This window comes from Uliginosibacterium sp. TH139, from assembly GCF_002855595.1.
Classification (GTDB): Bacteria; Pseudomonadota; Gammaproteobacteria; order Burkholderiales; family Rhodocyclaceae; genus Uliginosibacterium; species Uliginosibacterium aquaticum.
The window spans coordinates 1-5,527 of the sequence record NZ_PKRR01000019.1; the positions used below are offsets into that span (position 1 = coordinate 1).

The 5,527-nt window shown below is 52.7% G+C and carries 2 tRNA genes and 3 rRNA genes; all 5 read right to left on the minus strand.

The features are described from left to right. Nucleotides 1–10: 10 nt before the first annotated feature. Nucleotides 11–124: ribosomal RNA gene (gene rrf / locus C0V76_RS19375) — 5S ribosomal RNA — on the minus strand. Nucleotides 125–262: 138 nt separating this feature from the next. Then, nucleotides 263–3,149, minus strand: a 23S ribosomal RNA gene (locus C0V76_RS19380). Between the two features lie 309 nt (nt 3,150–3,458). Continuing rightward, nucleotides 3,459–3,534 (minus strand) — tRNA-Ala (locus C0V76_RS19385). Nucleotides 3,535–3,570: 36 nt separating this feature from the next. Then, nucleotides 3,571–3,647, minus strand: a tRNA-Ile gene (locus tag C0V76_RS19390). A 129-nt stretch (nt 3,648–3,776) separates the two neighbouring features. Beyond that, nucleotides 3,777–5,307, minus strand: a 16S ribosomal RNA gene (locus C0V76_RS19395). The 16S, 23S and 5S rRNA genes sit together here with 2 tRNA genes alongside, the layout of an rRNA operon. Nucleotides 5,308–5,527 lie beyond the last annotated feature (220 nt).

Consider the following 5,527-nt stretch of genomic DNA (forward strand, 5'->3'; position numbering starts at 1 on the left):
GTATGGGGTAGTCTGACGATGACCTACTTTCGCATGGGCGGACCACACTATCATCGGCGCGGTTTCGTTTCACGGTCCTGTTCGGGATGGGAAGGGGTGGAGCCGAAACGCTATGGTCGTCAGACTATAACTTGTGCTTCGTGACGCGAGCGCGCTGCTTGGGTCACGAAGGTGTGCTGGAAGGCAAATTGGTATGGGTGATGATTGCGCGATGTGTATCCGACGTAAAAGTCGGGTTCGCTTGTAATGTGTTCAGGGTTATAGGATCAAGCCGCACGGGCAATTAGTATCAGTTAGCTTAACGCATTACTGCGCTTCCACACCTGACCTATCAACGTCCTGGTCTTGAACGACCCTTCAGGGGACTCGAAGTCCCAGGGAAGTCTCATCTTGAGGCGAGTTTCACGCTTAGATGCTTTCAGCGTTTATCTCTTCCGGATTTAGCTACCCGGCAATGCGACTGGCGTCACAACCGGTACACCAGAGATCCGTCCACTCCGGTCCTCTCGTACTAGGAGCAGGCCCCCTCAAACTTCCAACGCCCACGGCAGATAGGGACCAAACTGTCTCACGACGTTTTAAACCCAGCTCGCGTACCACTTTAAATGGCGAACAGCCATACCCTTGGGACCGGCTACAGCCCCAGGATGTGATGAGCCGACATCGAGGTGCCAAACTCCGCCGTCGATGTGAACTCTTGGGCGGAATCAGCCTGTTATCCCCAGAGTACCTTTTATCCGTTGAGCGATGGCCCTTCCATACAGAACCACCGGATCACTATGACCTGCTTTCGCACCTGCTCGACTTGTGGGTCTCGCAGTCAAGCCTTCTTTTGCCATTGCGCTATCAGTACGATGTCCGACCGTACCTAGAAGACCTTCGTACTCCTCCGTTACTCTTTGGGAGGAGACCGCCCCAGTCAAACTGCCTACCATGCACGGTCCCCGATCCGGATTCACGGACCAAGGTTAGAACCTCAACGACACCAGGGTGGTATTTCAAGGACGGCTCCTCCGGAACTAGCGTCCCGGTCTCATAGCCTCCCACCTATCCTACACAAGTCCCGTCAAAGTCCAATGCAAAGCTGCAGTAAAGGTTCATGGGGTCTTTCCGTCTAGCCGCGGGGAGATTGCATCTTCACAAACATTTCAACTTCGCTGAGTCTCAGGAGGAGACAGTGTGGCCATCGTTACGCCATTCGTGCAGGTCGGAACTTACCCGACAAGGAATTTCGCTACCTTAGGACCGTTATAGTTACGGCCGCCGTTTACCGGGGCTTCGATCAAGAGCTTGCACCCCATCACTTAACCTTCCGGCACCGGGCAGGCGTCACACCCTATACGTCCACTTTCGTGTTTGCAGAGTGCTGTGTTTTTAATAAACAGTCGCAGCCACCGATTCTCTGCGGCCTCTTCGCCCTTCGATTGTTCATCTACAAGCTACAGAGGCATACCTTCTCCCGAAGTTACGGTATCAATTTGCCGAGTTCCTTCTCCTGAGTTCTCTCAAGCGCCTTGGTATTTTCAACCTGCCCACCTGTGTCGGTTTGCGGTACGGTCGATTCTTGACTGAAGCTTAGAGGCTTTTCCTGGAAGCAGGGTATCAACCACTTCGTCTGCAAGCAGACTCGTTATCACCTCTCATCTAAGCCCGGCGGATTTGCCTACCGGGCACGACTACGGGCTTGAACCAGGACATCCAACGCCTGGCTGGCCTAACCTTCTCCGTCCCCCCATCGCATCAAGAATCGGTACAGGAATATTCACCTGTTTCCCATCGACTACGCATTTCTGCCTCGCCTTAGGGGCCGACTAACCCTACGCCGATGAACGTTGCGTAGGAAACCTTGGGCTTTCGGCGAACGAGCTTTTCACTCGTTTTATCGCTACTCATGTCAGCATTCGCACTTCCGATACCTCCAGCAGACCTCTCGATCCACCTTCACAGGCTTACGGAACGCTCCCCTACCACACGTACTAAGTACGCATCCGCAGCTTCGGTTCATAGTTTGAGCCCCGTTACATCTTCCGCGCAGGACGACTCGACTAGTGAGCTATTACGCTTTCTTTAAAGGGTGGCTGCTTCTAAGCCAACCTCCTAGCTGTCTATGCCTTCCCACCTCGTTTTCCACTTAACTATGCATTTGGGACCTTAGCTGGCGGTCTGGGTTGTTTCCCTCTTGACAATGGACGTTAGCACCCACTGTCTGTCTGCCGTATATCACTTTGCGGTATTCGGAGTTTGCTATCGCGAGGTAGATCGCAATGACCCCCTCAACGATTACAGTGCTCTACCCCCGCAAGTGTCCGTACGACGCACTACCTAAATAGTTTTCGGGGAGAACCAGCTATCTCCAGATTTGTTTAGCCTTTCACCCCTATCCACAGCTCATCCCCTAACTTTTCAACGTTAGTGGGTTCGGACCTCCAGTACGTGTTACCGCACCTTCATCCTGGCCATGGATAGATCATCTGGTTTCGGGTCTACGCCGTGCGACTGATTCGCCCTTATCAGACTCGCTTTCGCTACGCCTCCCCTATTCGGTTAAGCTCGCCACACAACGTAAGTCGCTGACCCATTATACAAAAGGTACGCAGTCACCCCTTACGAGGCTCCCACTGTTTGTATGCACGCGGTTTCAGGATCTATTTCACTCCCCTCCCGGGGTTCTTTTCGCCTTTCCCTCACGGTACTGGTTCACTATCGGTCGATTACGAGTATTTAGCCTTGGAGGATGGTCCCCCCATATTCAGACAGGGTTTCTCGTGCCCCGCCCTACTTGTCGTACGCTCAGTACCATCCAATTGTTTTCGCATACGGGGCTATCACCCACTATCGCCGGACTTTCCAGACCGTTCTGCTAACAATTGAATTATCACGTACAGGCTCTTCCCCGTTCGCTCGCCACTACTCAGGGAATCTCGGTTGATTTCTTTTCCTCGGGGTACTTAGATGTTTCAGTTCTCCCGGTTCGCTTCCACTGACCTATGTATTCAGTCAGGGATACTCCTTGCGGAGTGGGTTTCCCCATTCGGACATCTGCGGATCAAAGCTTCATTGCCAGCTCCCCGCAGCTTTTCGCAGGCTTGCACGTCCTTCATCGCCTGTAATCGCCAAGGCATCCACCACGTGCACTTAGTCGCTTGATCCTATAACTTTGAACCCTGGGTCATCTTGTCAGACTCCCAGGAAGTTACAGGCGAACTAGCACATCATCGTTTGTTGGACTGTTGCCGCTGGTTCGCAAACAACAATCCGATGCAATCACTACCCATTCGATCGTCAGTTTCATGCAGTTGCCTGCAATCGACTTTCAATCGATGTTTAATTTGCCTTCCAGATTTTTAAAGAGCAGTACAACCGATCACTCATAAAGAGTGACTAGGCTATGAGCAGACTCGCTGCGCATGGCTTAATCACCACTTTGGAACTTCAGTCAGAGACTTTTACCAATTTCTTGGTGGAGGATGACGGGATCGAACCGACGACCCCCTGCTTGCAAAGCAGGTGCTCTCCCAGCTGAGCTAATCCCCCAGACACATGCTGTCATTTACAGCGCTGTGCATTCCGTGGTGGGTCAGGTAGGAATCGAACCTACGACCCCCGCCTTATCAAGACGGTGCTCTAACCGACTGAGCTACTGACCCGATCCGTATCAGACCGGGCGCCAGTGTTCAGGCAAGCCATTTATTTCTAAATGAACTTGTGTTCCCAGTCCCTACTGCTTAATCAAACAACCGATAGGTTGTGGATACTTGACCAGAGCTTTGCTCTAGAAAGGAGGTGATCCAGCCGCACCTTCCGATACGGCTACCTTGTTACGACTTCACCCCAGTCATGAATCCCACCGTGGTAAGCGCCCCCCTTACGGTTAGGCTACCTGCTTCTGGTGAAACCCACTCCCATGGTGTGACGGGCGGTGTGTACAAGACCCGGGAACGTATTCACCGCGACATGCTGATCCGCGATTACTAGCGATTCCGACTTCATGGAGTCGAGTTGCAGACTCCAATCCGGACTACGATCGGCTTTCTGGGATTAGCTCCACCTCGCGGCTTGGCAACCCTCTGTACCGACCATTGTATGACGTGTGAAGCCCTACCCATAAGGGCCATGAGGACTTGACGTCATCCCCACCTTCCTCCGGTTTGTCACCGGCAGTCTCATTAGAGTGCCCTTGCGTAGCAACTAATGATAAGGGTTGCGCTCGTTGCGGGACTTAACCCAACATCTCACGACACGAGCTGACGACAGCCATGCAGCACCTGTGTCCTGGTTCCCGAAGGCACATCCGCATCTCTGCAGACTTCCAGGCATGTCAAGGGTAGGTAAGGTTTTTCGCGTTGCATCGAATTAATCCACATCATCCACCGCTTGTGCGGGTCCCCGTCAATTCCTTTGAGTTTTAACCTTGCGGCCGTACTCCCCAGGCGGTCGACTTCACGCGTTAGCTACGTTACTCAAGAAGTCACCTTCCCGAACAACTAGTCGACATCGTTTAGGGCGTGGACTACCAGGGTATCTAATCCTGTTTGCTCCCCACGCTTTCGTGCATGAGCGTCAGTACAGGTCCAGGGGGCTGCCTTCGCCATCGATGTTCCTCCTGATATCTACGCATTTCACTGCTACACCAGGAATTCCACCCCCCTCTACCGTACTCTAGTTACACAGTCACAAACGCAGTTCCCAGGTTGAGCCCGGGGATTTCACATCTGTCTTATGCAACCGCCTGCGCACGCTTTACGCCCAGTAATTCCGATTAACGCTCGCACCCTACGTATTACCGCGGCTGCTGGCACGTAGTTAGCCGGTGCTTCTTCTTACGGTACCGTCATCCTTCCGGGATATTCACCCGAAAGATTTCTTTCCGTCTGAAAGAGCTTTACAACCCGAAGGCCTTCTTCACTCACGCGGCATGGCTGGATCAGGCTTTCGCCCATTGTCCAAAATTCCCCACTGCTGCCTCCCGTAGGAGTCTGGACCGTGTCTCAGTTCCAGTGTGGCTGGTCGTCCTCTCAGACCAGCTACGGATCGTCGCCTTGGTGAGCCTTTACCTCACCAACTAGCTAATCCGACATCGGCCGCTCCAATTGCGCGAGGCCTTTCGGTCCCCCGCTTTCCACCTCAGTGCGTATGCGGTATTAGCGTAACTTTCGCTACGTTATCCCCCACAACTGGGTACGTTCCGATGCTTTACTCACCCGTTCGCCACTAACCAGAGAAGCAAGCCTCTCTGATCCGTTCGACTTGCATGTGTAAGGCATGCCGCCAGCGTTCAATCTGAGCCAGGATCAAACTCTTAAGTTCAATCTTTTCAAAGCTCAACTCAAATTCATTACTGACTTTGTGTTGAGTACTCAATCATTTTTGCAGCCATCCGAAGACAGCCACTCTGACCAAGTACCCACACCTATCGGTTGTTCTATTTTTTAAAGAGCATCCCGTTTCCGGGCTTTGCATTCTTTGCTACGCTTTTTACTGCGCTGCATCGTTTGCGAGAGGGGCGCATTCTACACCCCTTAAACAC